23 protein-coding genes, 2 tRNA genes and 1 pseudogene are annotated in these 20,634 nt (G+C 69.1%); 18 read left to right on the plus strand and 8 right to left on the minus strand.

Features of this window, described 5'->3' with window-relative positions; genetic code table 11:
- The 10 genes from ACP95_RS02890 to ACP95_RS02935 all read left to right on the plus strand — a co-directional run.
- Positions 1 to 1,188: translation initiation factor IF-2 subunit gamma (locus ACP95_RS02890; protein ID WP_049979768.1), on the plus strand; the 1,188-nt coding region annotated here is incomplete at its 5' end.
- Positions 1,185 to 1,571 (plus strand): PIN domain-containing protein, encoded by a 387-nt coding sequence (locus ACP95_RS02895; RefSeq protein WP_049979769.1) that lies wholly within the window; start codon positions 1,185 to 1,187, stop codon positions 1,569 to 1,571. The genes ACP95_RS02890 and ACP95_RS02895, both read left to right, overlap by 4 nt.
- 1 nt (position 1,572) lies before the next feature.
- Positions 1,573 to 2,139, plus strand: coding sequence for a DNA-directed RNA polymerase (locus tag ACP95_RS02900; RefSeq protein WP_049979770.1), 567 nt, complete (start codon positions 1,573 to 1,575; stop codon positions 2,137 to 2,139).
- Positions 2,140 to 2,337, plus strand: coding sequence for a transcription elongation factor subunit Spt4 (spt4, locus tag ACP95_RS02905; protein WP_049979771.1), 198 nt, complete (start codon positions 2,140 to 2,142; stop codon positions 2,335 to 2,337). It begins immediately after the preceding gene.
- Position 2,338: 1 nt separating this feature from the next.
- The gene (locus tag ACP95_RS02910) at positions 2,339 to 2,869 is read left to right on the plus strand and encodes a GTP-dependent dephospho-CoA kinase family protein (protein ID WP_049979772.1); all 531 of its coding nucleotides are present in this window, start codon (positions 2,339 to 2,341) and stop codon (positions 2,867 to 2,869) included.
- Between the two features lie 84 nt (positions 2,870 to 2,953).
- Positions 2,954 to 3,271, plus strand: coding sequence for a 30S ribosomal protein S24e (locus tag ACP95_RS02915; RefSeq protein WP_049979773.1), 318 nt, complete (start codon positions 2,954 to 2,956; stop codon positions 3,269 to 3,271).
- Positions 3,272 to 3,277: 6 nt separating this feature from the next.
- A complete protein-coding gene (locus ACP95_RS02920) occupies positions 3,278 to 4,873 on the plus strand; it encodes a bifunctional N(6)-L-threonylcarbamoyladenine synthase/serine/threonine protein kinase (RefSeq protein WP_049979774.1) in 1,596 nt (531 codons plus the stop codon).
- A 41-nt stretch (positions 4,874 to 4,914) separates the two neighbouring features.
- Positions 4,915 to 5,205 (plus strand): DUF5808 domain-containing protein, encoded by a 291-nt coding sequence (locus ACP95_RS02925; protein ID WP_049979775.1) that lies wholly within the window; start codon positions 4,915 to 4,917, stop codon positions 5,203 to 5,205.
- 89 nt (positions 5,206 to 5,294) lie between these two features.
- Positions 5,295 to 5,924 carry a non-canonical purine NTP pyrophosphatase gene (locus ACP95_RS02930; RefSeq protein ID WP_049979776.1) on the plus strand — a complete coding sequence of 210 codons (630 nt, stop codon included), beginning with the start codon at positions 5,295 to 5,297 and terminating at the stop codon, positions 5,922 to 5,924.
- Positions 5,924 to 6,394 (plus strand): GNAT family N-acetyltransferase, encoded by a 471-nt coding sequence (locus ACP95_RS02935; protein ID WP_049979777.1) that lies wholly within the window; start codon positions 5,924 to 5,926, stop codon positions 6,392 to 6,394. The genes ACP95_RS02930 and ACP95_RS02935 overlap by 1 nt, the downstream gene beginning before the upstream one ends.
- Before the next feature lie 4 nt (positions 6,395 to 6,398).
- Here ACP95_RS02935 and ACP95_RS02940 read toward each other — a convergent pair whose 3' ends face one another.
- Entirely contained in the window at positions 6,399 to 6,869 is a 471-nt protein-coding gene (locus tag ACP95_RS02940) for a DUF7384 family protein (protein WP_049979778.1), read from the minus strand.
- A 372-nt stretch (positions 6,870 to 7,241) separates the two neighbouring features.
- On the opposite strand from ACP95_RS02940, the gene ACP95_RS02945 reads away from it, so the two are divergent.
- Together ACP95_RS02945 and ACP95_RS02950 are read left to right on the plus strand one after the other, a co-directional pair.
- Positions 7,242 to 7,853, plus strand: coding sequence for a hypothetical protein (locus ACP95_RS02945; RefSeq protein ID WP_049979779.1), 612 nt, complete (start codon positions 7,242 to 7,244; stop codon positions 7,851 to 7,853).
- A gap of 70 nt (positions 7,854 to 7,923) precedes the next feature.
- On the plus strand, positions 7,924 to 8,292 hold the full coding sequence (locus ACP95_RS02950; RefSeq protein WP_049979780.1) for a cupin domain-containing protein: 369 nt from the start codon (positions 7,924 to 7,926) through the stop codon (positions 8,290 to 8,292).
- A 1-nt stretch (position 8,293) separates the two neighbouring features.
- On the opposite strand, the gene ACP95_RS02955 is transcribed toward ACP95_RS02950, so the two are convergent.
- From ACP95_RS02955 to ACP95_RS02965, 3 genes are all read right to left on the minus strand, one after another.
- A complete protein-coding gene (locus tag ACP95_RS02955; RefSeq protein WP_049979781.1) occupies positions 8,294 to 8,893 on the minus strand; it encodes a hypothetical protein in 600 nt (199 codons plus the stop codon).
- A 189-nt stretch (positions 8,894 to 9,082) separates the two neighbouring features.
- Positions 9,083 to 9,154, minus strand: a tRNA-Thr gene (locus tag ACP95_RS02960).
- Positions 9,155 to 9,208: 54 nt separating this feature from the next.
- Entirely contained in the window at positions 9,209 to 9,877 is a 669-nt protein-coding gene (locus ACP95_RS02965; RefSeq protein WP_049979782.1) for a DUF7114 family protein, read from the minus strand.
- 144 nt (positions 9,878 to 10,021) lie between these two features.
- Here ACP95_RS02965 and ACP95_RS02970 point away from each other — a divergent pair, with 144 nt between their 5' ends.
- Positions 10,022 to 10,747, plus strand: a complete 726-nt coding sequence (locus ACP95_RS02970) for a DUF3105 domain-containing protein (protein ID WP_049979783.1) — start codon at positions 10,022 to 10,024, stop codon at positions 10,745 to 10,747.
- 10 nt (positions 10,748 to 10,757) lie between these two features.
- Here the strand turns inward: ACP95_RS02970 and ACP95_RS02975 are convergent, their stop codons facing one another.
- Entirely contained in the window at positions 10,758 to 11,591 is an 834-nt protein-coding gene (locus ACP95_RS02975) for an NAD+ synthase (RefSeq protein ID WP_049979784.1), read from the minus strand.
- A 172-nt stretch (positions 11,592 to 11,763) separates the two neighbouring features.
- Between ACP95_RS02975 and ACP95_RS02980 the strand changes: the two genes are divergently transcribed.
- The 3 genes and pseudogenes from ACP95_RS02980 to ACP95_RS02990 all read left to right on the plus strand — a co-directional run bounded on the left by ACP95_RS02980 (position 11,764) and on the right by ACP95_RS02990 (position 14,544).
- Positions 11,764 to 11,834, plus strand: a tRNA-Gly gene (locus ACP95_RS02980).
- Between the two features lie 154 nt (positions 11,835 to 11,988).
- Positions 11,989 to 13,244, plus strand: a pseudogene (locus tag ACP95_RS02985) (RNA-guided endonuclease InsQ/TnpB family protein).
- Between the two features lie 946 nt (positions 13,245 to 14,190).
- Positions 14,191 to 14,544 carry a DsrE family protein gene (locus ACP95_RS02990; RefSeq protein WP_161782045.1) on the plus strand — a complete coding sequence of 118 codons (354 nt, stop codon included), beginning with the start codon at positions 14,191 to 14,193 and terminating at the stop codon, positions 14,542 to 14,544.
- Here the strand turns inward: ACP95_RS02990 and ACP95_RS02995 are convergent.
- Positions 14,541 to 15,461 (minus strand): acyltransferase, encoded by a 921-nt coding sequence (locus tag ACP95_RS02995; RefSeq protein ID WP_049979786.1) that lies wholly within the window; start codon positions 15,459 to 15,461, stop codon positions 14,541 to 14,543. The genes ACP95_RS02990 and ACP95_RS02995 overlap by 4 nt on opposite strands.
- 138 nt (positions 15,462 to 15,599) lie before the next feature.
- Entirely contained in the window at positions 15,600 to 17,114 is a 1,515-nt protein-coding gene (locus ACP95_RS03000) for a heme-binding protein (RefSeq protein ID WP_049979787.1), read from the minus strand.
- Positions 17,115 to 17,303: 189 nt separating this feature from the next.
- Here ACP95_RS03000 and ACP95_RS03005 point away from each other — a divergent pair, with 189 nt between their 5' ends.
- Both ACP95_RS03005 and ACP95_RS03010 read left to right on the plus strand, forming a co-directional pair.
- Positions 17,304 to 17,831, plus strand: a complete 528-nt coding sequence (locus ACP95_RS03005; RefSeq protein WP_049979788.1) for a PadR family transcriptional regulator — start codon at positions 17,304 to 17,306, stop codon at positions 17,829 to 17,831.
- Between the two features lie 71 nt (positions 17,832 to 17,902).
- Complete coding sequence (locus ACP95_RS03010; protein WP_049979789.1) at positions 17,903 to 18,760, plus strand: ZIP family metal transporter; 858 nt, start codon at positions 17,903 to 17,905, stop codon at positions 18,758 to 18,760.
- Positions 18,761 to 18,778: 18 nt separating this feature from the next.
- Here ACP95_RS03010 and ACP95_RS03015 read toward each other — a convergent pair whose 3' ends face one another.
- Positions 18,779 to 20,632 (minus strand): site-2 protease family protein, encoded by a 1,854-nt coding sequence (locus ACP95_RS03015; RefSeq protein WP_049979790.1) that lies wholly within the window; start codon positions 20,630 to 20,632, stop codon positions 18,779 to 18,781.
- Positions 20,633 to 20,634: the final 2 nt, after the last annotated feature.

Consider the following 20,634-nt stretch of genomic DNA (forward strand, 5'->3'; position numbering starts at 1 on the left):
CACGTCGACCACGGGAAGACGACACTCGTGCAGGCGCTGAGTGGTTCGTGGACCGACAAGCACAGCGAGGAGATGAAACGCGGGATCTCCATCCGCCTGGGGTACGCCGACGCGACGCTGCGTCGGTGTCCCGAGGAGGAGGAGCCCGAGTGCTACACGGTCGCGGAGCACTGCGACGAGCACGACGTGGACACAGAGATCGTCCGCGAGGTGTCGTTCGTCGACGCGCCGGGCCACGAGACGCTGATGGCGACGATGCTCGCCGGCGCGGCGATCATGGACGGCGCGGTGCTGGTGGTCAGCGCCACCGAGGACGTGCCCCAGGCCCAGACCCAGGAGCACCTCATGGCGCTGGACATCATCGGCATCGAGAACGTCGTCATCGCCCAGAACAAGGTCGACCTCGTCGACCGCGAGCGCGCCCAGGAGAACTACCGCCAGATCCAGGAGTTCGTCGAGGGGACGGTCGCGGAGGACGCGCCGATCGTCCCGATCAGCGCCCAGCAGGAGGTCAACATCGACCTGCTGATCGACGCGCTGGAGCGGGAGATCCCGACGCCGGATCGCGACCCCGACGCCGACTCCCGGATGTTCGTCGCGCGGAGCTTCGACATCAACAAGCCGGGGACGACCGCCGACTCGCTGCTCGGCGGCGTCGTCGGCGGCTCGCTCGCGCAGGGAACCCTGAGCGAGGACGACGAGATCGAACTCCGCCCCGGCCGCGAGGTCGAGGAGGGCGGCCAGAGCGAGTGGCAGCCCATGACGACCGACGTTCGGTCGATCCAGGCCGGCGGCAACCCCGTCGAGGAGGCGAGCCCCGGCGGCCTGCTCGGCGTGGGGACGGGGCTCGACCCGTCCTACACGAAGGGCGACGCGCTGGCGGGACAGGTCGCCGGCGAGCCCGGCACGCTGCCGCCGACGCTCGAGGGGTTCGAGATGGACGTGGAGCTGCTCGACCGCGTCGTCGGCGAGGACGAGGACGAAGTCGAGGAGATCTCGACGGGCGAGCCGCTGATGCTCACCGTCGGCACCGCCACCACCGTCGGCGCCGTCACCAGCGCCCGCGGCGGCGAGTGTGAGGTATCGCTCAAGCGCCCCGTCTGTGCGGAGCCGGGGGCGAAGATCGCGATCAACCGCCGCGTGGGCGCGCGCTGGCGGCTCATCGGCATCGGCACGCTGAAGGAATGAGCGCGACGGCGGTGCTGGACACCAACGCCCTGATGATGCCGGTCGAACTCGACGTGCGCGTGTTCGACGAGCTCGACCGGCTGCTCGGGACGTACGACGCCGTCACCCCCCGAGCGGTCGTCGCGGAGCTGGAGAAGCTCCGGGACGGCAACGGGACGGAAGGCACCGCCGCCGCAGTCGGTCACGATCTGGTCGAGCGCTGTCGGATCGTGGAGACGGACGAACCGTACGCCGACGACGCCGTCGTCGCGGTCGCGGAAGCGACCGAGGGCGAGGTGTACGTGGTGACCAACGACCGCCCGCTGCGTGACCGCCTGCTCGACGCGGGCGTTGACGTAATCGGTTTAAGGGGGCGGAACACACTGGCGATAACTGAAACCTAGCATGTACAAACGGGTACGACTCAAGGACACGGTCGAGGTGCCGCCGCGGAACCTGGCCGACGTGACGGAGGAGCGGGTGCGAGCCCTGCTCCAGGATAAACTCGAGGGACGGATGGACGAGGACGTGGGCAGCGTCGTGAGCGTCGTCGAGGTCCACGACATCGGCGACGGCGCCGTGCTGCCGAACCGACCGGGCGTCTACTACGAGGCGGAGTTCGACGCCATCACCTACGACCCGGACATGCAGGAGGTCGTCGACGGCACGGTCGTCGAGGTCGTCGAGTTCGGCGCGTTCGTCGGGATCGGCCCGATCGACGGGCTGCTCCACGTCTCCCAGATCTCCAACGAATACCTCGCCTACGACGGCGAGAACCAGCAGCTGGCGTCCTCGGACTCCGACCGCACGCTCGGCGTCGACGACGCGGTGCGCGTCCGCATCGTCACCAAGAGCATCGACGAGCGCAACCCCCGGGACTCCAAGATCGGCCTGACGGCCAAGCAGCCCGGGCTCGGCAAGCACGAGTGGCTCGCCGAGGAGTACGACAAGCGCCAGGAGGAGGAAGCGTAGATGGCCGACCCGCGACTGGCGTGTCGGGAGTGCCACTACGTCAACGACCCCGACAGCCAGAGCTGCGACTACTGTGGCTCCTCCAGCCTCACCGAGGACTGGGCGGGCTACGTGATCATCAACCACCCCGAGGAGAGCGACGTGGCCGACGAGATGGAGGTCACCGAGCCGGGGAGCTACGCGCTGAAGGTCCGGTAAGGTGCTCACGCTGCCGCCCGAGCTCCGCGAGGCGTTCAAGGAGCCGTTTGGACCGCTCTACACCGACATTGACGAGCTGCTCGCCGACGCCGGGGAGCCGATCATCGCCGTCGGCGACGTGGTCACCTACCACCTCCGGGAGGCGGGCCACGAGCCCCACGTGGCGGTCGTCGATGGCCTCACCGAGCGCGCCGCGATCTCCGAGGAGATCCGCGCGGGGCTCGAGGGCGCGGGCGAGCACCGCATCGACGTGGTTAACGACCCCGCGGAGCTCTCCCGCGACCTGCTTCTCTCGCTCCGGGAGGCCGTCGACGCCGAGGCGGACACCCTGCTGGTCGTCGAGGGCGAGGAGGATCTCGCGACCCTGCCGGCGGTGCTGGCGGCGCCGCTGGGCGGGAGCGTCGTCTACGGCCAGCCCGGCGAGGGGATGGTGCTGATCGAGGTGACCGAGGCCGCGCGGGCGGAGATGCGGGATCTGCTGGTCCGGTTCGACGGCGACGCCGACGCGGCGCTCGCTGCGCTGGGCGTGTAGCGTCGGTCCGACAGGTCGGGACCGCCGACAGTAGCCCTTCGAAATCCTTTTGCCGTTTTCCGGCGCATCTTCGGGCAACTGACCATGGAGATCGAAATCGTCGACGAGGAGGAGAACCCGATGTTGCACCGTACCGACGTCCGCTTCGAGCTCACCCACGACGAGGCCACGCCCTCGCGCCTGCAGGTCCGCGACAGCCTCGCGGCGAAGCTCGACAAGGACTCCGCGGAGGTCGTCGTGCGCAAGCTCGACACCAAGTTCGGCATGCGGAAGACGATCGGCGACGCGAAAGTGTACGAGTCGCCCGACGACGCCCGTGACGTGGAGCAGGACCACATGCTCGAGCGGAACAAGATCGAGGCCGACGCGGAGGCCGAGGAAGCGGCAGCCGACGGCGAGTAACGCCGGATGCGCGTTCTCGGTGTCGAGGGGACGGCGTGGTGTGCGAGCGCCGCCGTCCACGACACCGAGACCGACGAGACGTTCATCGAGTCCGACGCGTACGAACCCGACAGCGGCGGGATTCACCCGCGCGAGGCCGCCGAGCACATGGGTGACGCGATCCCGCGGGTGATCGAGACGGCGCTCGACTACGCCGACGGGGATATCGACGCCGTCGCGTTCTCGAAGGGCCCCGGACTGGGCCCGTGTCTGCGCGTCGCCGGCACCGCCGCGCGCGCGCTCGCCGGCACGCTCGACGTGCCGCTCGTGGGGGTGAACCACATGGTCGCCCACCTCGAGATCGGGCGCCACGAGTCCGGCTTCGACTCGCCGGTCTGTCTCAACGCCTCCGGCGCCAACGCCCACCTGCTGGGCTACCACGACGGCCGCTACCGCGTGCTGGGCGAGACGATGGACACCGGCGTCGGCAACGCGATCGACAAGTTCACGCGCCACCTCGGCTGGAGTCACCCCGGCGGCCCGAAGGTCGAGGAGGCCGCGAAAGACGGCGAGTACGTCGACCTCCCGTACGTCGTGAAGGGGATGGACTTCTCCTTCTCCGGGCTGACGAGCGCGGCGAAGGACGCCGTCGACGACGGCGAGCCCGTCGAGAACGTCTGTTTCTCGCTGCAGGAGCACGTCTTCGCGATGCTCACGGAGGTCAGCGAGCGCGCGCTCTCGCTGACGGGCAGCGACGAGCTCGTACTCGGCGGCGGCGTCGGGCAGAACGCCCGCCTGCGGGAGATGCTCGCGGAGATGTGCGAGCAGCGCGGCGCCGAGTTCTACGCGCCCGAGCCGCGGTTCCTGCGGGACAACGCCGGGATGATCGCCGTCCTCGGCGCGAAGATGGCCGCCGCGGGCGACACGATCGAGATCGCCGACAGCGCGATCGACCCGAACTTCCGCCCCGACGACGTGCCCGTGACGTGGCGCGAGGACGAGTCAGTCGCGGTCGGCCGCGGCGCGAGTGGCAGTCGGGCGGGCGCGGGGCTCACCGACCCCCGGCGCGGCGCCGAGGCGATCGTCAACCAGCAGGACGGCGTCGTGGTGAAGCGCCGGATCCCCAAGAGCTACCGGCACCCAGAGCTCGACCGGACGCTCCGCCGCGATCGGACCGTGCTGGAGGCGCGCCTGCTCAGCGAGGCCCGGAAGGCGGGCGTGCCGACGCCGCTGGTCCACGACGTCGACGTGCCCGAGGCGACGCTCCGGCTCCAGCACGTCGGCGACGGCGACCTCGCACGCGGGCTCACGACCGAGCGCGCGCGGACGCTCGGCGAACAGCTGGCCCGGCTCCACGGCGCCGGGATCGTCCACGGCGACCCGACGACGAAGAACGTCCGGGTCGGCGACCGACTGTTCCTGATCGACTTCGGGCTGGGCTACCACTCCGGCCACCCGGAGGACCACGCGATGGATCTACACGTGTTCGAGGGCTCCGTCGCGGGGACGGCGACGGACGCGGCGGCGATCAGCCGGGCGTTCGAGGAGGGGTACGCCGCCGTCGGCGAGGAGGCGGTGCTGGAGCGGCTGGCGGAGATTCGGGGACGCGGTCGGTATCAGTAGCGTACCAAAACGATTTATCGCCGCCGACCAACTGTTCACCCATGGTAGACAACGAGAGCGGCAAGCCCCAGTCCGGCGAGCTGTTCGGCGTCCCGTACAACTTCGAGCAACCGAGCATCAGCCGGATGCTCTCGTCGTACTGGCAGCCCGGCGAGGGGATGCTGGTCGAGAAGCCGTTCGGCGTGGGGTACACGCTCAACCTCGCGAACTGGCGCTCGTGGGTCGTGGGGCTCGTCGTCGTCGGCCTGCTCTGGCAGGAGAGTCAGAAGGACCGCGACGGCGAGGCGGGCGGCGACGAGGAGCCCGTCGAAGTCATCGTGGACGACGACTGAGCCGCGGCGACGGTCAGCCGCGGCTCTGTGACGACTGACGCACACGCGAACCGCACCCTTCTTTCCCGAACCACTCCCAGCCCCGGTAGATGCTGCGCTACGTCACCACCAACCCCGGGAAGGTCCGCGAGGCCGAGGAGTACCTCGGCGGCGGCGTCTCCCAACTCGACTACGACTACACCGAGATCCAGAGCGACGACCTCGGCACCATCGCCGCCCGCGGCGCGCGCGAGGCGTACCGCCACGCCGGCGAGCCGACGCTCGTCGACGACGCCGGGCTGTTCGTCCGCGCGCTCGACGGGTTCCCCGGCCCGTACTCCTCCTACGCCGAGGAGACCATCGGCGTCGAGCGCACGTGGGAGCTCGCCCGCGCGGAGGACGACCGAGCGGCGTCGTTCCGCTGCGTGCTGGCGTACTGCGACGGCGAGGGGTTCGACGCCTCGCCCGACCCCGTCGACGTCGACGACCGCGTCGCCGCCGCCGCTGCGGGCGCGGACCCCGACAGCGACGACGAGCGCGAGGCGCTGCCCGTGAAGCTGTTCGAGGGGCGCGTCCGCGGCCGGCTGGTCGAACCCCGCGGCGAGGGCGGGTTCGGCTTCGACCCCATCTTCGAGCACGAGGGGACGACGTTCGCCGAGATGGACGAGGCCGAGAAGAACGCCATCTCCCACCGCGGGCGGGCGCTGGCGAAGTTCGCGGAGTGGCACGCCGACCGGTAATGGAGATCCGTCCGCTCCGGGAGGCGGAGGCCGCCGCGTTCGTCGAGGCGCTGTGGCTCCCCTACGCCGAGTCGCTCGCGGATCACGACCCCTACGGCGGGCTCGTCGACGAGCCCGTGGCGGACGCGACCGAGCACCGACGCGAACGCGTCCGGGGCGACGACACGTTCGACCGGGTCGCGGTCGTCGACGACGAGCTCGTGGGCTACGTGGCAGGCGACCACCGCCCGGCGCCGCCGGTCGTCCGGCACGGCGACACCGCCCACGTCAACGAACTCTTCGTTCGCCCGGCGTATCGCCGGCAGGGGATCGCCGACGCGCTGCTGGCCGACGCCGAGGCCTGGGCCGAGCAACGCGACTGCGTCTACGTCACGCTGCACGTCCACCGGGAGAACGAGTCGGCGCGCGCGCTGTACGAGCAACGGGGGTACGACGTGACGCGCCACGAACTGCGAAAACCACTCGACTGAGCGGCTACGCCCGCGGATCCCGGTCCGGTCCGGGGTACTCGCCGCCGACCACTTCCGGGTAGAGCTTCGCGGGGTCGAACAGGGTCGCGAACGCGTCGGGCGTCCGGACGGCGGTCTCGACGCGGTCGCGAACCATCGTGTTCCCTTTCGCGCCCGTGAGCCGCTCGTCGAAGGAGAGCACGTGCATCGCGCCGCCGTGGAACGCCGACGCCAGCGCGGGGTGGTCGCCCGCGGGCTGCTCGACGGGCTCGCGGAGCTCCTCGATCCGTTCGCGCCAGTCCGCCGCGAGATCCGGGTCCGCGAGGCGCTCGATCACCGCTTCGGCGTCGTCGAGCAGCGGATCGCTCGCGACGAGCGTGAGCCAGGAGTGGCTCCGGACCTGGTCCAGACACGCCCGGGCGGCGCCGTCGGTCAGGAGATCCGCCGCCAGCACGTCGCTGTCGGCGACGATCCGGGCCGGCGTGGGCTCACTCATCCCTGACCTCCGCGAGCGCCTCGCTCACGGCCGTCTCGTCGACCCCGTACTCGGCGGCGCGGGCGAACAGCGACTCCCAGCGTTCGGGCATCGGTCCCACGTCGGCCGCGCGCGGTATCGGTGTTGCGGGTCGACGCCACGGGCGGGTGGAGCCGGCGCCGTCAGTCGATCGTCTGACGCGGCTTTAAGTCGGTCCGACGGCTGGATCCCCGTGGGCGCACACCCGTCGTCCACTGTGCGGTGCGCCCGGCACGGCTCCGGACGGACGACGCCGGCCGTCGATCTCTCCCCACCTCCCCCGGTGACGGCCACGGGCGTCGTCGGTTTTCCCCGGCGTGAGCGTTATCAGCGCCGAACGCCTACTTTCTCTAGATGATGGTCACTACCCACGCGCTGGCGGGGCTGCTGCTGGCGGTTCCGGTCGCGTTCGTCGCGCCGGAGCTCGCCGCCGTCGCCGCCGCCGCGGGGTTCGCGGGCGGGGTGTTCCCGGACCTGGATATGCCGGGCCAGCACCGCCGGACGCTGCACTTCCCGGTATACTTCTCGCTGGCGGCGACCGCGGCCGTCGCCGTCGCGGTGGCGCTCCCGAGCGCCTGGACCGTCGGCGCCGCGCTGTTCCTGGCGGCCGCGGCGCTGCACGCCGTCAGCGACGCCGCGGGCGGCGGGCTCGAGCTCCGCCCCTGGGAGGCGACCGGCGACCGCGCGGTGTACAGCCACTACCACGGGCGCTGGTGGCGGCCGCGCCGCTGGATCCGCTACGACGGGGCGCCGGAGGACGCCGTCGCCACGCTCGCGCTGGCGGTGCCCGGCGTCCTCGTCTACGACGGCCACGTCGAGACGGCCGTCCTCGGCGCCGTCGCCGTCGGGGTCGGGTACGCGGCCGTCCGGCGACCGATGATCGACTGGGCCGAACGGGTGGTCGACCGCCTCCCGCCGGCGCTGCTCGACCGCGTGCCGGGGTCGCTGCTCACGGATCTCCGGTGATGGGGGCTGATCCCCCGGCCGCCCTGATCCTCGCCGACGCGCTTTTCGCTCGCAGGCTCCTCCCTCGCGTATGGACACCGTCGACCTCGACGACGCCTTCGACGCGTTCGAGGAGCGCTGGGCGCCGCGGCTGGTCGCCTCGCTCAACGGGCAGGAACTGAAAGTCGCCAAACTCGAGGGGGAGTTCGTCTGGCACAGCCACCCCGAGGCCGACGAGCTGTTCTGGGTGATCGACGGCGAGCTGACGATCGAGCTCCGCGGCGAGCCCGACCAGCGGCTCTCCGACGGCGAACTCGGCGTCGTCCCCGCGGGCGTCGAACACCGCCCGGTCGCCGACGGGCTGGCGGAGGTCGTGCTGTTCGAGCCGGCGGGCACCGAGAACACCGGTGACGCGGCGGATACCGGCCGCACGAGCGAGGTACAGCGACTGGACGAGTAGCTCAGCGCGGATCGGTCCCGGCCGTCGACGACCGCGGCAGACGATCGAGCGCGAACGCAGCCCCGAGGACGACGGCCGCGACGAGCAGCCCACCCGCGGCTTCGCCGACGGTGTGGGCGCCGGTGGCGATCCGACTCCAGACGAGCGCCGGCGGCACCGCGACCAGCGGCGCGAACCGCCGGTCGGCGGCGACCAGTGCGCCCGCGGGGACGGCGGCGTAGATGACGTGACTCGACGCGTCCCACAGCGGCACGACGACGAGGTGGAGCAGCGAGGTGCCGACGAGCAGCGCGGCGTAGAGCGGCACCAGCGACCCCCAGCCCAGGCGGCGCCACGCGATCGCGATGGCGCCGAAGGCGACGATCAGCCCGAGCGCCGCGAAGAAGTCCTCGCCGCCCGGGACGCCCGTGCCGACCACTCCTGGGCCGCCCTGGTAGACGGCGAAGGCGAGCACCCACGCGCCGACGACGACGCCGACGCGGCGGGCGAGCGGGCCGAGCGCGGGATCGGTACGGCGCTCGTAGCCGACGAGCAGCAGCGTCGCGACGAGGACGAACAGCTCGGGGGCGAAAACCGTGGAGACGGTGGTGGCAACGCTCATACCGGAGGCGTGGAGCGCCCCGAAAAAGGCGTTTCGTCACGGGTCGAGGTCGCCCGTCCAACCGTGCCGGACGCAGCCGCCCGCGACGCCGAAGGCGATCAGGTGAACAACCACGCGGACCAGGTGTCGACCATGGTAACGTACCCGTGTCTACGGGAGTTGAAAACGGGTGGGGAAGGAAACGGTGCAAGCCTAGGCCGGGATTTGAACCCGGGCTCTCGTCCTTACCAAGGACGCGCTTTACCGCTAAGCTACCCAGGCGCGCATCTTCTCTTACCGCGGTTTCGTCTTTAGTGGTTTCGATTCGGCCCGGGGTCAGGCATCCGTTCCCGTGCCCCGCGCCGTCTCCGGTTCGACGACGCCGTCTGCGAAGCCGTGGAGGCGGTCCCGCGTCGACTCGGCCAGCAGCTCCGCCGCCGCCGGGAGCGACCCCTCGTAGGAGTGGGCGATCTGGCCCGCGAACGCGAGCAGCTCCTCCGAGGGCGTGGCGTCGACGGCGGCGGCGCCGGCGACGACCGCGAGCTCGAACACGTCGCCCTCGAGGTTCCGGTCGATCGCGGCGGTCTCCTCGGCCGTCTCGCGGACGGTCTGATCGCGGCCGAACGCCCGGACGGTTTCGACCGCGCGGTCGGCCGCCGGCGTGCGAGCCAGCAGCGAGAACCCCCGCGAGACGAGCACGTCGGCGGCGACGACCGAGAGGTCGGCCTCGATGTCGGCGTCGGGGTCGGTCGCCCACGGCTCCTCGTGGGCCAATTGGCGGGTCAACGAGAGCCCCTCGTAGATGAGCTGTACCCCGGCGGCGAGTTCGCCGAGTGCGGTCACGTCGGTCCCGGCGTCGAACGCGCGGGCGGTCGCGAGCGTCAGCGCGCCCGGCGCCATCGACGCCGTTGCCAGCCGCTGGTCGAGCGTCTCACGGAGGGGATCCGGCTCGATCTCCCCCAGCGCGTTCCGGGCCGAGCGGCGGGCCACGGCGGCGTCGTCCATCGTGTAGGAGAAGCCGCGGCGAAGCCAAAGGCCTTTGGAAAGCACACCAAAGCGCCAGCAACGCCGGAGAGCGCTCCCGGCGTCGCCGGTCCGCTGGACCGCCCGAGAGCGAAGGGTTATGGGCGACCGGATCGGTGTGGGGGTATGGTCGAGTGTGAGTACTGCGGGGCGGCCTTCGACGACGAGGCAGCCTACCTCGAACATCTCGGCGACGAGCACGCCGGGGAGCTCGGGCCGATAGACCAGCGCCGGGTCGAGTCGGCGCGGGACGACGGCGACGAGCGCGTCCCGATCGCGGCGCTGCTCTCCGGCGTCGCGGTGCTGGTCGTGCTCGTCGTCGCCATCTGGTTCTTCTTCCTGACCGGCGGGAACGGCGTCGAGGGCGTCGACGCCGAGCCGACGGGTCTCGAGGACGACCCGCTCGACGAGCACGGTGACGACGAGTGGATCTCACAGGTCGAGACGTTCGAGAGCAACGGCGCCGAGCACCGCTCGGGCGAGGTCGACTACGAGCGCGACCCGCCGCTGTCGGGCCCGCACTGGGACGGCACGGTCGCCGCCGGCTTCTACACCGAGACGCCCCAGCTCGAAGAGCTCGTCCACACGCTGGAACACGGCGCGGTCGTGATCTACTACGACCCGGCGACCCTGAGCGACGAGGAGGAGGCCAGCCTGCGGGCGTGGAGCTCGAACTACCAGGGGACCTGGCAGAGCGTCGTCGTCGCGCCGAACCCCAACGACGACCCGCGCGGCGACTACGTGCTGACGGCCTGGACCCACCGACTCGTGCTGGAGGACTACGACGCGGAGGCCGTCCACGCGTTCGCCTCGGAGTACCTCGGCCGCGGGCCGGAGAACCCCGTTCGGTAGATAGCTACGGTTATTCTCGCACCGAGAGGCCCGGCGCGGGCGGCATCGACCGCTTGTGCGCGCTCCCCTCGACGAGTTCCTCGACGCGCTCGACGTGCTCCTCGGTGACGCCGTCGACGTAGCGCACCGTCGCGGCCGTCGACAGCGGGCCGTCGACGTGCAGCGCCAGCACGGCGTCGAGGTGGTCGTAGTTGAGCCCCATCTCCGCTTCGTCGGTCTGGCCCTCCCACATCTCGGCGGTGGGCGTCTGCATCACCAGTTCGTGCGGGACGCCGACGTGGGCGGCGAGCTGGCGGACCTGCTGCTTGTACAGGTCGCCGATGGGGTTGCAGTCGACGGCCTGGTCGCCGTACTTCGTGAAGTAGCCGGTCATCGCCTCGCTGCGGTTGCCGGTGCCCAGCACGATCCGGTTCTCGACGTTGGCGACGTAGTAGTTCATCACCGCCCGGGTGCGAACGCGGACGTTGCCCGCGGCAGTCCGGTCGTCGACGCCCTCCGGGAACGCCTCGTCGAACTGCTCGGCGATGGGCTCGATCTCGATCACGTCGTAGGGGATCGAGAGCGACTGGGCGACCGCCTCGGCGTCGCTCATCAACTCGTCGTCGCTGACCCGGGCGGGCATGGTGAGTCCGTGGAGGCCCTCCTCGCCCAGCGCCTCGACCGCGAGGTAGGCGGTGAGCGTCGAGTCGATGCCGCCCGACAGCCCCAGCACCGCGCCCTCGGCGCCGGCGGCGTCGACGGTGTCCCGGATGAACGAGACGATCTCCTCGCGGGCGGTTTCGAGTTCGGCCTCCGAGAACCGGAGGTCCAGCGGCGCGTTCTCGGTGAGGACGTCTTCAGGCATACCCGGGCGTTCTGTCGCCGTCGGCAAATAGGCACGCACCGATTCGGGGCACTGGACGCGTGTCCGGTTCCGGCGGCGACGTCGGGGTGGGCGAATCCGAAACCGACTTACCCAGGGACGGTGTTCTCTCGAACACGAGCGCCATAGGCCTCGTGAACGAAAGACCACGAAGGCGGATGTGGTCCAGTGGTAGGACAGTAGCTTCCCAAGCTACCGGCCCGGGTTCAATTCCCGGCATCCGCATTCTGTTTCCTTCTCTTGTGTATTGTCGTGGGGTCCAACCGAGAGATCTGATGACGGGGCCAGAGAGTGTTGAACTGCGGTTCCTTGAGGGGGAAGAGCACTCGAATCGAGGCGACTGTCCAAATATAAGTAGCAACATGTCCCCATTGAAACTGTGGCAGACGATTACGTGCGTCGGACAGCAATCACTCGTCTCGATGTGACGGACGAGCAACGAGACCTTCTCGAAGAGACGATTTCTGCGTGGAAGAGTGGTTGCCAAATCGCCACGGAGATGGCGTGGGGCAACTGTAACGCCAAGAGCGACGTACAGCCCCTCGCCTACGACGACGTGCGAGAACATACCGACCTCGGTAGTCAGCACGCGATCCTCGCCACCCATCAAGCCGCCCAAGCTATTACTGGCTGTATCGAACGCAGGTCCAAAGACAAGCGAGTCAGCAAGCCCACCTTCACCGCGCCCACGGTGAAGTACGATACCCGGACGATGACGCTGTTTGACGACGATACGGTATCGCTCTCCACAACGGAGAGTCGCATTCGGTGTGAACTCGCTCTGCCCGATGCCGACGACGGCTACCAACGGCAGTACCTCGATTCTGACGAGTGGAGCGTCACGGAAAGCACTCTCACCGCTCGTGAGGGCGACTACTTCCTGCATATCGCTTCCGCCGACCCAGGAACGACACCGAGCGGAACACCGCCGAGGACGGAACGGTTCTCGGGGTCGACCTCGGTATCGAAAACCTTGTCGTCACCAGTACTGCCTACTTCTTCAGCGGACGGGAGCTAACCCACGATCTCAATGAGTTCGAGAAGGTCCGTGCGGGTCTCCAGCAGACTGGGACACGAAGCGCGCATCGAACGCTCGAACAATCGAGTGGCCGCGAACTTCGCTATATCCGTGATGTGCTTCATCGGGCGTCGAATGCTATCGTCGCTGAAGCAATCCGGTTCGAGTGTGATGTGATCGCGTTCGAGGACTTGACGCATATCCGCGACCGAACACGCGCATCGTGGGGGCACAAATGGGCGTTCCGAACGCTCTACGACCAAGTGGAGTACAAAGCCGAAGCGGAAGGCATCGCGGTGAAGCAAGTCGGCTCAGCGCACACGTCCACGCGGTGTGCCGAGTGTGGGTTTACGGCGAGCGAGAATCGCCCGAATCGAACCCGCTTCCGGTGTATGAGCTGTGATTCGGAAGCGAATGCGGACTACAACGCGGCGAAGAACATTGGGATGCGGTACGTCCGTCGAGGCCAACAGTCGTCTCGGCGGACGGGCAACAGTCAACTTGCCCTGAAGTCTGGAACGGTGACACCGAGCGGCGGATTTACCGCCCACCCGAAAGGGTTCGAGGCCGAGTTCATGGACAAGCGCCACGCTACCCGAGTGAACCAATCAGGGTGACGGAAGTAGGGTGGTGTAGTTGATTTCCCGGACGGCGCATTTTCTGCATTCCTCAGTAGCCTGGAGTCGCTGCTGTCCACTCCTCGCGGTTGCTTCGCAAGCAACTTGACGTTCGCAGAGACTTCGCCGCCGACGGTCGGATAGCTGACAGCACGCAGTAGAAACACAGAATCGATTCTGAAAAGTCAAAACCCGCAGACTGAAACCGATTATGAAGATTGAGCCCCTCGGCTTCAGGTCTGTCGCACCGTCATAATCGGTTAAAATCCCCGCAAGTACCCCCTGTATTGTGGAGAAAAACTGATTATGAATCGGCATCGTCGCACCCCCGTATCGGCTGAAAACGCAGGCTAAAAGCTGTCTGGCGTCCAACGACGCCTCACCGCCGAGACCGGATCGGCCCTCTATTGGGGTGGAAATTCTTCATAATCGGTTTCCCTCTTGCGATTCGCCGTTTCGGATACTCCATCGGTGTCCCTACGAAACCGCCGAATTTGGGGGTTTTGACCACCGAAGACGCGATCGGTGCCGTCGGCAGCGATGCGTTGAGCAAAATCAGTCATACTTGATTCCCCGTATTCCACAGGGACGCCCCTTGCGGGGGCCGAATCCGATTATGAAACCCGCGAGCCGACCAGGGACTGGCTGCTGAGGTGATATCGAGGGGAATTCTGAGTATGACTCGGCTCTCGTGAGCATGCACACGCCAGTCCCAGTAGAGGCCCCCTCGCCGAAGAGGAGATCTAGTGAGTGATGCCCGATCGAAGCCGGTCGCCCGCCGTTGAGAACGAGCCGCCGAACTCCCCGTTCTTCGGGTATAGGGGGGATATCGTTGAACTCCGTCTTCAGGGCGCTTCTCACCCTCTGAACCCTTCGATCATGGCGGACCGTGAGTTCTTCGACGTTTTCGTCGAGCCCCATACCGACGCTTTCCGAATACACGAAGGTGCCCCATCGCGTACTGGCTCTCGTGCACACCGTCTACCACGTCTCCAGCGTCGACGCCTACCGCACCGCCGAGGCGAAAGTCCGGAACCTCCTCGACGACGAAACGCTCGAACTCGACGGCGTCGCAGTCGTCGTCGACCGACCCGCGGTCATCGACGCCGCGGCGGGGGAGCTACAGGAGACGACCGACGCGCTGGTCGAGATGGGTGCGACGGTGAAGCTCTGCTCGAACGCTGCGCAGGGCGCCGAGGCTGGCGAAGATGATTTCGGCGAGGGCGTCGCGTTCGTCTCCTCTGGTGTGGGCGAGTTGACGCGGTTGCAGGATTCGGGCTGGGCGTATATTCGGCTCTAGCGCCCGTCGGGCGTCGGCGACCCGGGCGGCTGCAGGTCCCGCTCGAACTCGTCGAAGGCGTCCAGATCGTCGGGCAGGTCGTACTCGATCCGTCGTTCCTCTTTGTTGCGCTCCAGTCGATCCTCGATCGGCTCGGCCACGTCCTCCCAGCCCGGTTTCACGCGGACCGACTTCGCGGGCTGGCCGACCGCGACGTGGTGGGCCGGCACGTCGCCGTCGACGACCGCCTTCGCGCCGACGACGGAGTTCTCGCCGAGCTTCGAGCCGGCGCGGACCATCGTGTCGTAGGTGAGCCGGGCGTCGTCCTCGACGATCGTGCGGTAGTTCTCGACCTCGGTCTGGTCGACGATGTCGTGGTCGTGGGAGAGCACCTGCGCGGAATCGGAGATCGAGACGCGGTCGCCGATCTCCAGCGCGCCGCGGTCGTCCAGATGGACGTCGTCGTGGACGACCACGTTGTCGCCCATCGTGATGTTGTGGCCGTAGGTGAACGTGATCCCCTTGAAGAAGCGGCAGTTCTCGCCGACCTCGTCGAACAGGTGGGTCGCGAGCATCTGTCGGAACCGCAGCGCGAACTCGACGTTGTCGGCCATCGGCGTCGCGTCGAACTGGCGCCAGAGCCACTGGAGGTGTTTCGAGCGCTCGAAGCGCTCCTCGTCCTTCTCGGCGTAGTACTCCGACTCCAGCGTCGCGTTACACGGGTCGTACCCCTGGAGGCGCACGCGCTCGGCCGGGGTCACGTCGCCGCCCGCCTGCCAGTCCTCGTAGGCGTCGCGGTCGCCGAACAGATCGACCAGCACGTCCTGCACCACGTCGCAGGTGTCCTCGTCGGACGCGAGTCGCTCGTCGACGGAGTCGATGAAGGCGTCCACCCCCGCCTCGGCGTCCGGTGGGAGGGAGGCGTGACGTTTCGTCATGCCCGGAATCTGGGGAGGCGCGGGCATATGGGTTCGGGTGTTCACATGCCGTGCAACACCCGCCGGCCGGGGGCGTCGATCGGCGGCGCCGAGTCGACGCCGTGCCGGAAACTCAACGAGAGCCAGTCGGTCGGTTGTTCAGGCGAGGAACACGTGTCGCGGCCGGTCCGCGAGCACGTCACGCCCCCACTGGACGGTGTCGCGGAACGCGTCCGAGCGGAAGAACGCCATCGCGTCCTCCTGGGAGACCCACTGGCTCGCGATGAACATGTCGTTCTCGTCGGCGCGGTTCATCATCAGGTCCGTCTCCATGTGGCCATCCATGTCCTCGAGCAGGCCGCCGACGGTGTCGAACTTCTCGACGAACTCCTCGTGGTAGTCGGGCTTGACGGTGTAGAACATCCCCATCGTGCCGAAGCCGGACTCCTCGCCGGCCCGGGAGACGACGCCCGGCAGGTCCGAGAGGAACCCCGCCGCGGTCTCGGCGGCGCTGGCGGTGTCCCAGATGCTCACGACCGCGACGCGGTCGGTGTAGGTCCCCTCGTACACCGCGGTCTTCACGTGGGTGTCGTAGTGCTCGAAGTTGCCCCGGAGCCCGTCGACCTCGTCGGCGACCTCGTCGGCGTCGGCCTCGCTGTACAGCACCGTCGCGTACACGTCCTCGCCGTGGGGCTGGCCCGCGTAGATGTCGAGATCCTCGAGCTGGCCGCGGATGTCGGCCTCGTCGGCGTCCTCCCCGCCGTCGTCGTGATGGCCGTCACCCTCGCCGTGCTCGTCGTCGCCGTGGTGGTCGCCGTCGCCGTGGTGGCTGGCACCCTCGCCGTGGTGGTGGGATTCGTCGGCGCTCTCGGCGTGGTGGCCCTCGGTGTCGGTGGTCGGCACCGTCTCGCCTCGTAGATAGGCGCCGAGGTCCGCGGGCGGGAACCGGCGGCCGACGTAGAACGAGCCGAACTCGCCGTACTTCGAGGTGGCGTCGTCGAAGCGGAGCTCGTAGACGATGTCCTTGATGTCCGTGGCGTCGCCGGCGAACAGCGTCACGCCCCACTCCCAGTCGTCGAGGCCGAGCGAGGAGGAGATGATCTGGTCGACTTTCCCGCCCCACTTCCGGGCGGTCTCGCCGTGGCCGGCCATCAGGTCCGCGCGCTCGTCGAACGGGAGGTCGTACCAGTTGACCTCCTCGCCGCGGCGCTTGTCCATCGGGTAGAAGCAGACGTACTCGTCGTCGGGCAGCTCGGGCTTGATCTTCCCCTCGATGTACTGCTTGAGCCCCTCGTCGACCTCCTCCTCGTCCTCGGCGAAGTAGGCGTCAGAGACGTAGCCCGACACCTCCGTCACTGAGACGTAGGCGGTGGTCTGCTCGGTGTACTCGCCGAGGGCGGTGTGTTCGAACCGCCGCTCAGCCGTCGAGAGGTGGTCGAGCGTCGGCCGGAGATGCAGCACCATCAGGTCGGCCTTGTCGCCGACGACGCTGAACACCGCCGACGTGCCCTCGTCGGCGTCGACGACGGCCTCGTGGTCCTCGAGGTAGTCGACGCCCTCCGAGATCGCGCGCTCCCGTTCCCGGTCGGGGGCGTCGCGCCAGGCGTCCCAGTCCACGTTCCGGAAGTCGTGGAGGACGAACCATCCCTCTTCGGTCTGCGGTGGCTCGGTCATACTCGTCGTTGGGAACCGGGGGGCTTGGGCGTTGCGTGTTACCGCGCTCCCACGCCCGAGCGTGGCGGTCGCGCGCCGGCGGGTCGGCCGCGAACGTGTCGCACGCCCACACGGACGGCCGCGTGCGCGGCTGAGGCGCCGATTGCCGGACCGAAACCCTTTCGACGTGCCCCCTCGGTACGCTGAACGATGCGGAAGAGCGGCCCCCCGAAAGGCCTCATCTCGTACATCGTGCTCGAACTCCTCGAGGAGAAACCCCGCTACGGCTACGAGATCCTCAAGGAGATCGGCGACATCAGCGGCGGACACTGGGAACCCTCCTACGGGTCGGTGTACCCCATCCTCTACAAGTTCGAGGAGAACGGCTGGGCCGAACGGATCGAGCGCGAGGACGAGCCCGACCGGAAGTACTTCGAGCTCACCCCCGAGGGCGAGGAGGAGCTCGCCGAGAAGCGCGTCGACACCGGCGCCAAAGCCCGGGAGTTCGCCGACGTGATCCTCGGGTTCTACCACGTCTACGTCGCCTTCGCGACCGACGAGCGGTTCGACGTGGAACAGCCCGAGGAGCACTGGCGGTTCGACGAGACGTTCTCCCGGTGGATCTGCGAGCAGGTCGTCCGCCACCACGAGTACTACTTCGACGACTTCCAGCGCATCGAGGACACGCCCGAGGAGTTCTACGAGCGGATGGGCGTCGAGGAAGACCCCAACGAGTAGTCGGCGCGCTTAGGTAGTTCCGGCCACACCGGTCGGAGTAACGTGTCCCGACACCGGCCACGGAGGATCCGATGAGCTTCGAGTCCACCTTCGTCGACGTCGTCGGCGGCGACCCGGTCGTCCAGGGGCTCGCCGGCGGGCTGTTCATCGCCCTCCTCAACGCGCTCGGCGCCAGCGTCGTGCTGGTCTGGCGGGACCCGAGCCGGAAGTGGCTCGACGCCTCGCTCGGCTTCGCGGCCGGCGTGATGGTGTCGGCGAGCTACACGAGCCTGCTCGTCCCCGGCATCGAGTTCGCCGCCGCCCCGGCGTACCGGGGGCTCGGCCTCGGACCCGTCGAACTGCGCGGGATCGTCCCCGTCCTGATCGGCTTCGCGCTCGGCGTCGCGCTGCTCGACAGCGGCGAGCGCTGGGCGCCCTCGTTGAGTTTCCTCGTCAGCTCCCGGCTGACCGGGAGCGGCTCGGAGTCTCAGGAGCACGATCCGCGGCTCACCTCCGTCCTCCTGTTCACGCTCGCGATCACGATCCACAACATGCCCGAGGCGCTGGCCGTCGGCGTCGGCTTCGGCAGCGGCGACGTGGCGGAGGGGCTCTCGCTGATGCTGGCGATCGGGATTCAGAACGTCCCCGAGGGGCTGGCGGTGTCGGTCGCGGCGGTCAACGCGGGGCTCGGCCGCCGCTGGTACGCAACGGTCGCCGGGATCCGCGCCGGGCTGGTCGAGATCCCCCTCGCTGTCGTCGGCGCGTGGGCCGTCGTCGTCGCCGCCCCGCTGCTCCCGTACGCGATGGGGTTCGCCGCCGGCGGGATGCTGTACGTCATCGTCGACGACATCGTCCCGGCGACGCAGGAGCACGGCCACGGGCGGGTCGCCTCGCTCGGGCTGATGCTCGGCGCCGCGGTGATGCTCACGCTCGACGTGGTGCTCGGCTGAACCGGCACGCGTCCGCGATCAGTTGAGCAGCTGCGGGCCGAACACAACGAGCAGCAGCGACGCCAGCATCGCCAGCCCGACGCTCGTCGTCACCGCCCGCGTGGCGGCGTGTTTGTCCTCGATCGGGAGCCGCGACACCACCGCCTCGACGCAGGCCCGGAGGATCCGGCCCCCGTCGAGCGGGTAGCCCGGGATGCAGTTGAAGAAGGCGAGGTTGAGGTTGATCCAGCCGGTCCAGAACAGCAGGTTCGCGAGCAGGAACACGCCGCCGCCGAGCGGCTCCAGCGGCCCGGTCACCTCGTAGAAGTTCCGGTTGACCGCGACGAACCCCGCGAAGTTGTACCCCGCGCCGCCGACGGCGCCGATGAAGGGGAGCAGCAGGATCACCAGCGTCGCCCCGATCACCGAGCCGCCGCCGACCGCCGTCTCGCTGCCGCCGGTCAGCAGCCCGAGGAACTCGGCGGCCGGGTAGCTGTCGACGCCGAGGCTACTCGTCTGGATCCCGCCGTAGCTCGCCAGCGGCGAGATGCCGAGGTAGCCGCCGGTCTCGCCCTCGCGGTAGTCCGCGGCGAGGGTCACCGTCTCGGTCCGGCGCTCGCCGTCGACGACGGCGACGACCTCGACCGAGTCGCCCGCCTCGCGCCCGTCGAGTGCGGCGGTCACGTCCGCGGGGGTGTGCGTCGACTGGCCGGCGATGCTGAGCACGGTGAAGGAGTCACGCGCCGGGAACCCCGAGGCGTTGAGCGGGTGGTCGTCGGCCGAGCCGCCGACGCCCGGCAGGTCGGGCGAGGTCGCGCGGACGATCACGCCCATCGGCGCGGTCGTCGTCCGCCCGTCCTCGGTCCGGAGTTCGACGACCGGCCGGTTGCCGACCGCCTCGCGGAACCCGCGCTCGGTGTCGACTTCGGTGCCGTTGACGGCGGTGATCGTGTCGTTCACGTCGATCCCCGCCGCCCCCTCGCGGTCGAACGGCGAGCCGCCGTGGAGCCGGGTGACGAGCAGCGAGCGCTCGACGGTCGTCTCGGTGCCGTCGCCGAGTTGGACGGTCAGCTCGCCCGCGGTGCTCGTCGCGAGGTAGGCGTCGAGCTCGGTCGCGTTCTCGATCTCGCGGTCGCCGGCCATCACGATCCGATCGCCGGGCTCGATGCCGGCGTCGTCGGCCGCGGAGCCGGGGAGGACGCCGCCGACCGCGGCGCCGGAGGCGACGCCGATGGAGCCGACGACCGGGCCGAGCAGCAGGGCGAAGGCGAGGATCGTCACCGCGTAGTTGTTGGTGACGCCGGCGGCGAACATCCGGGCGCGGGCGCCGCGGTCGGCCTCGCGCTGGCTCTCCTCGTCGGGCTCGACGAACGCGCCGATGGGGAGGAAGCCGAGCGTCACCAGCCCCATCGACTCGATGTCGATGTTCCCGACCCGACAGAGCAGGCCGTGGCCGCCCTCGTGGACGACGAGGCCGATCAGCAGGCCGGCGAGGATCTCGGGGGCGACCGACAGCGGGAGGAACTCGTTGACGCCGGGGATCACCAGCACGTTCGCGGGCTCGTTCACCGGCGTCGGCGCCGGCGGGTTCTGGAGGATCGAGCGCCCCTGCCGGAGCAGGAGGACGAACATGCCGACCATGATCACCAGGGTCACCCCTAGCCCGACGTTGGTCCAGGCCCGCCAGAACCGCTTGGGGCCGGCGAGCCAGTCGAGGAACGCCCGGCCGCGCTTGGTGTGGATCGTCGTGATCGGCCCGGAGACGCTGACCGACTCGGGGAGGTAGCCCTGGCCGTCGAGCCAGTACGCCACCAGCGTGTAGGCGGCGACGCCGATAACCACCCACGTCAGCGGGCCGAGAGCGGGGAGAGCCTGAAGCAGCCCGTCGATCATCT

It is taken from the genome of Halolamina rubra (assembly GCF_000739555.1).
GTDB classification, from domain to species: Archaea; Halobacteriota; Halobacteria; order Halobacteriales; family Haloferacaceae; genus Halolamina; species Halolamina rubra.